This is a genomic window from Robinsoniella sp. (genome assembly GCF_034124845.1).
Window position 1 is genome coordinate 1 of record NZ_JAWYAJ010000239.1, and the last position, 4851, is coordinate 4851.

General features: G+C 42.3%; 4 protein-coding genes and 1 pseudogene. 1 reads left to right on the forward strand and 4 read right to left on the reverse strand.

Annotated features, from left to right (window positions below; all coding sequences use genetic code 11):
• From ACH2DQ_RS11845 to ACH2DQ_RS11860, 4 genes and pseudogenes are all read right to left on the reverse strand, one after another.
• Positions 1-847, reverse strand: a pseudogene (locus ACH2DQ_RS11845) (alpha-galactosidase); the annotation flags it as partial.
• Positions 848-923: 76 nt separating this feature from the next.
• Positions 924-1790 carry a carbohydrate ABC transporter permease gene (locus tag ACH2DQ_RS11850; protein ID WP_394910659.1) on the reverse strand — a complete coding sequence of 289 codons (867 nt, stop codon included), beginning with the start codon at positions 1788-1790 and terminating at the stop codon, positions 924-926.
• The gene (locus ACH2DQ_RS11855; protein ID WP_394910660.1) at positions 1790-2680 is read right to left on the reverse strand and encodes a carbohydrate ABC transporter permease; all 891 of its coding nucleotides are present in this window, start codon (positions 2678-2680) and stop codon (positions 1790-1792) included. Before ACH2DQ_RS11855 ends, ACH2DQ_RS11850 begins: the two co-directional genes overlap by 1 nt.
• A gap of 110 nt (positions 2681-2790) precedes the next feature.
• On the reverse strand, positions 2791-4212 hold the full coding sequence (locus ACH2DQ_RS11860) for an extracellular solute-binding protein (RefSeq protein ID WP_394910661.1): 1422 nt from the start codon (positions 4210-4212) through the stop codon (positions 2791-2793).
• 406 nt (positions 4213-4618) lie between these two features.
• On the opposite strand from ACH2DQ_RS11860, the gene ACH2DQ_RS11865 reads away from it, so the two are divergent.
• On the forward strand, positions 4619-4851 hold a 233-nt coding region (locus tag ACH2DQ_RS11865), incomplete at its 3' end, for a helix-turn-helix domain-containing protein (RefSeq protein WP_395026851.1).

Here is a 4851-nt window from a genome sequence, read left to right on the forward strand (position 1 = left end):
CCCTGCACTTTCCAACACTTAATATCGCCTGCGGTGTCTGAAATCCGGCACCTGGTTCTACTTTTTTCATCCAGTGCCCAAGCTCCCGGTCAGCCAGACCGCCGCTCATTGCAATTCCTTCATCTTTTCTGTATATTTCCATCTGCCAGGATGCCCCATGGGCAATCTGTGCGCCCCAGAAAATATGGTTTTTCTGATCCTCCAGAACCAGATATGGGAAAAACTTATTCACAGGCATAGATCCGGCCTGGCCAAACCGTTCACAGCGTACCGCATGATCCGCCCATGCAGGCTCTAACTCCAGGCGTTCAATGGGCTGGGATTCCAGGCGGCCTTCCTGACTCCATCGGCTGCGCAGCCTGTGGACTATAATCTGATCGTGGCAATCACCTTCCACATACGGAGAAATTCCTCCCAGTGAAAAGCTTTCGAACATTTCCAGTTCTGCAGTCTCTCCGCTGTTATTTTCAAATTCGCAAAAGCTCCGGCAAAAAAGGGCACCATTCGTCCATGTAAGAAAATGGCGGACAACATACCCCCGCTCATCCTTCAGGCTGGTAATGACTGTATGCTTCTTTCCATCCTGCAAAATATCCTGTTTCCAAAACTTCAGCAGCTGTACCGTCTGAGAATTGCGCAGGGTACTTCCCTGTGAATAAGCGCCTCCATAGGTATCTCCCGCTATCTTGATCTGAACCAGAGAGTCCGGTTCCTGTTTTTTCGAAATATCCACGGGTACCTGTTCACATGCTGGAAGCAGTATGAGTCCAACCTTTTCTTTTTTCTGATCTGTTACATATCTGGCTGTCATATCACCAAATAAATATTCTTCTAAAATTTGAATCATATACATACCCCTTTATATTTTCATTCGACTTTGAAATCTTCGAGATGTCATCCAGCTATTTAATTTTTAAACACACCTAACCCTTCACTGCTCCAACTGTCATTCCTTTTATAAAATACTTCTGCAGGCAGATAAACAATATGGCTATGGGAAGAACGGAGATCACAATCGCCGCCATGGCAGTGGTATAATCACTGGACTGTGCGGAAAACAGAGACTGTATGGCTACTGTCAGCGTTTTTAACTGTTTTTTGCTCACATAAAGGCTTGCCAGCAGATAATCATTCCAGATCTGGAACGACTGCATGATCACCAGCGTAGCCATAGCCGGTTTCAGCAGCGGCAGCACGATTTTATAATATGTTTTAAATACGGAGCAGCCGTCAATGCGTGCGGATTCTTCCAGTTCTACCGGAACAGTTGACATGAAGCTGTTCATCAGGAAGACCCCGAAGGAAACTCCTGTGGCTATATACATGAAGATAATTCCGATTCTGGTATTTGTCAAATGCATATTGAAGCCAATAATGTAAATTGGTAAAAACAATGCCTGGTATGGAATCAGGATTCCAATAATAAAGTAGATATAGCAGAATGTAAAAAATTTGTGATTGCATCTGGCAATTGCCCAGGCAGTTGTCCCGCACAGCAGTGCCAATATTAATACACTGATTGCCGTATAGAGAAACGTATTGCCAAAAGTAGTTACCAGATTCAGTTTTTTAAATGCCTGTACATAGTTGTCCAGACTGAAACTTTCCGGAAGTGCTATAGGGCTGCTTAGATAAAGCTCCTTTTTTGTTTTAAAGGAATAATTCAAAATCATGAATATCGGTGCCATAAAAGCAATTGCACACAGACTCATTACGATCTGGATGAGGAAGGTGCTTTTTGTATATGGCTGGGAAGGTGTATCCTCTTTTTCTTTTTTTCTTCCAAACATTATGCCTGCACCTCCTTTTTCTTTAATCCTTTCACCTGTATCAGCGCTACCAGAAATAATACCAGGACTAGCGTGACGGACATTGCTGATCCATAACCGTACTGACGCCCGTTAATTGCCGTTGTGTAAGTCTGATAAATAATGGATGTAGATGCCCTTCCGGGACCTCCCTTTGTAGATGAAACCAGTAAATCATACACTTTTAAGGAACCTGTCGTGATACCTACCACACAGATCGTAATTGCAGGTGCCAGCATTGGAATTGTTACATTAAAAAATCTTTTTATGGCGCCTGCTCCATCCACTTTGGCTGCTTCATAAAGTTCTGACGGGATAGACTGCAGCCCAGCCAGATAAATTAGCATCCAATAACCGATCCACTGCCAGTTATTCGCAATTAAAAGTCCTGACAATACTGTCTTGCCATCTCCAAACAGCATAAAGTTGATGTTGGTTCCCAGTGCATCATTAATTGCCGGAAGTACATTGGAGTACATTTTCAGCCATACAAAACCAACGATGACCGCACTGATCAGACAAGGCACAAAGAATGCAGTTCGGTAAATTTTCTGACCTTTTATCCCACTGTCCAGCGCTACTGCAAATAAAAGTGCAACGATATTCTGAATAACGGTATTGCCGATGGTAAATAAAATAGTAAACCACCATGCAGATCTGAAATCAGAATCCTGAAACAGATCCATATAATTTTTTAATCCCACAAATGGCTTTACCGCAGACATACCGTCCCAGCTGGTGAGCGAATACCGAAATGCCATTAACATGGGAATAATAAGCCCGATTGTAAAAATAATAAAGCCTGGCAGAACCAGTATCAAATATTGGCGGAACAGTTTTTTATCCATGCCCTTTTTTTTCAATTTTGTCATTCTTATACCTCCTGCGTACCGCAGACAAGTCTGCGGTACTGCATTTATTAAGTAGTTTGAAAGTTCCTTTCAAACTTGATGCCATGAATACCACAAGCTGGCTTGGAGTACTAATTTGCTGAGCTGGCATCTACCCTTGCATCGGATGCTTTCAGGCAGTCTTCAAAAGTCTCATCACCCTGAAGCCATGCTGCGATGTCTTTTGCATTTTCTTCCTGGAATCCGCCCCATACCAGCTGGTTATTTCCAAGAGTTACGTCTACGATCATTCCATCGGCTGCATATTTATCAATATCTTCCTGGCTTGGATTTGTGAATGTTGGGGATACATCTTTTAACATGGATGCCGTCTTGGTATAGTCATAGATTTCTACTGCAAGCTCCTGGTCAGATGTAAGCACATCCAATACACAGTTGATTGCATTCTGGTTTTCGCTTTTAGCACTTGTCATAACTGTGATGTTTGGTTCGAATATTAATTTGGAATCACCGGTCTGATTCGGGAACGGGAAAATACCAAAGTCAAAGTTCTCATCGATATCCAGGAAATTCTGAATGGACCAGGAACCGGAAACTTTCATTGCTGCTTCCCCTAATACCATCTTTGCGTCACAATCCGTCTGTTCCATTGAGAATGTATTTTCAAAAGTATTGTCAAATATTAACTTGTTGTTCTGATATGCTGCCTGCATTTCTGTGCTGTCACTAAAGGTTACTTCTTTGGCTCTGAATTTGTCTCCCCACTCAGGATCTTTGTTGAACACATCATTCATTGCAAACTGCATAGTTACATTTCCGATAGACCAGGTATCCACCATATGGCTTGCAAATGGAGTGATATTTTTAGCTTTACAGTCATCAATGATTTTCTGCAGGTCATCCATGGTTTTGGGAACTTCCCAGCCATTGTCTTTAAACATGGTCTTGTTATAGTAAACGCCCTGATACAGTGCATTGTATACCATTCCGTATGTCTTGCCGTCTATGGTTACATTTTCTCTGGCTGCATCCAGCCCTCTGTCCAGGTAAGTGCTGTCGATTTCGCCGAGCACGCCCTGGGGTGCATAAGTGGCAACATCCTGAGCCTTGCCAATCATAATATCCGGCAATCCTGACTGCATGTACTGCTGCATTTTCGGCTGGAAATCATTTCCCCAGTCCACACATTCCCATTCCAGTTTTACATTGGGATATTTTTCTGCTAAAGCTTCATCGATCATATCTTCAATGCCCGCATCTGTGGTAGACTGCCCTGCTAATACGGATAAGGTTACTTCTTCTTCGGGATTGACTGCTGCTGCACTGCCCTCTGCTTTCGCCTGGGTTTCCCCTTCTGTCTGAGCGTCTGTCTTTTCTTCCGTCACGGCTTCTGACTTTGCTTCTGTTTTGGCTTCTGTTTTCGCTTCTGTCTGACTCTCTGTCTTTGCCTCACTTTTTGCTTCTGTTTCTTTCGCTCCGCCTCCGCAGCCTGCCAGCATACCGGCCGTCATAGATGTAATTAACATAAAACTGATCACTGTTTTCTTCTTCATTTTAAATTCCTCCTTAGGACTTGTCTTTGTTATGTCTAAATTATACTGATTTTTATAGGGTGGGAGGTAGGACAAAACGGAAAAAATAAGTTGTACATTTTTGAAAATTTCTTCTGGAAAACTTTACCCGGTATTTGTTGCCCTCCCGGGTCACAGTGAACGTCAGACGGGTCTGGTACGCCTTCTTATTTCGTACATGGTCTTCATATACAAAACCTCTTCATCGGCAAAATTCAATTTAGAACAACTGATGAAACACTTACCAATCTGTGCTAAGATAGAATATAAACTAACAGTAGAGTTCGCAGAAATAACCTTTTTTGTTGACTCTACCACTGGTAGGTGTTAATTGGCCGCTAAAGTATTTATAATCGGACTTAAAGCAGAGAGAAGGAGGGTATGAAAATTGGACCAGGAAAAAATAGGTCAATTCATTTCCAAATGCCGTAAAAATAAAAATATGACACAAATGCAATTAGCAGAAAAACTAGGTATTACTGACAAAGCAATATCAAAATGGGAAAGGGGGAAATCTATGCCCGACCCCTCTTTATTTATGCCCCTTTGCAGTTTGTTAGATATTACCTTAAATGAATTACTTCTGGGTGAATACATACCGGATGATAAAATAAAGGAAAA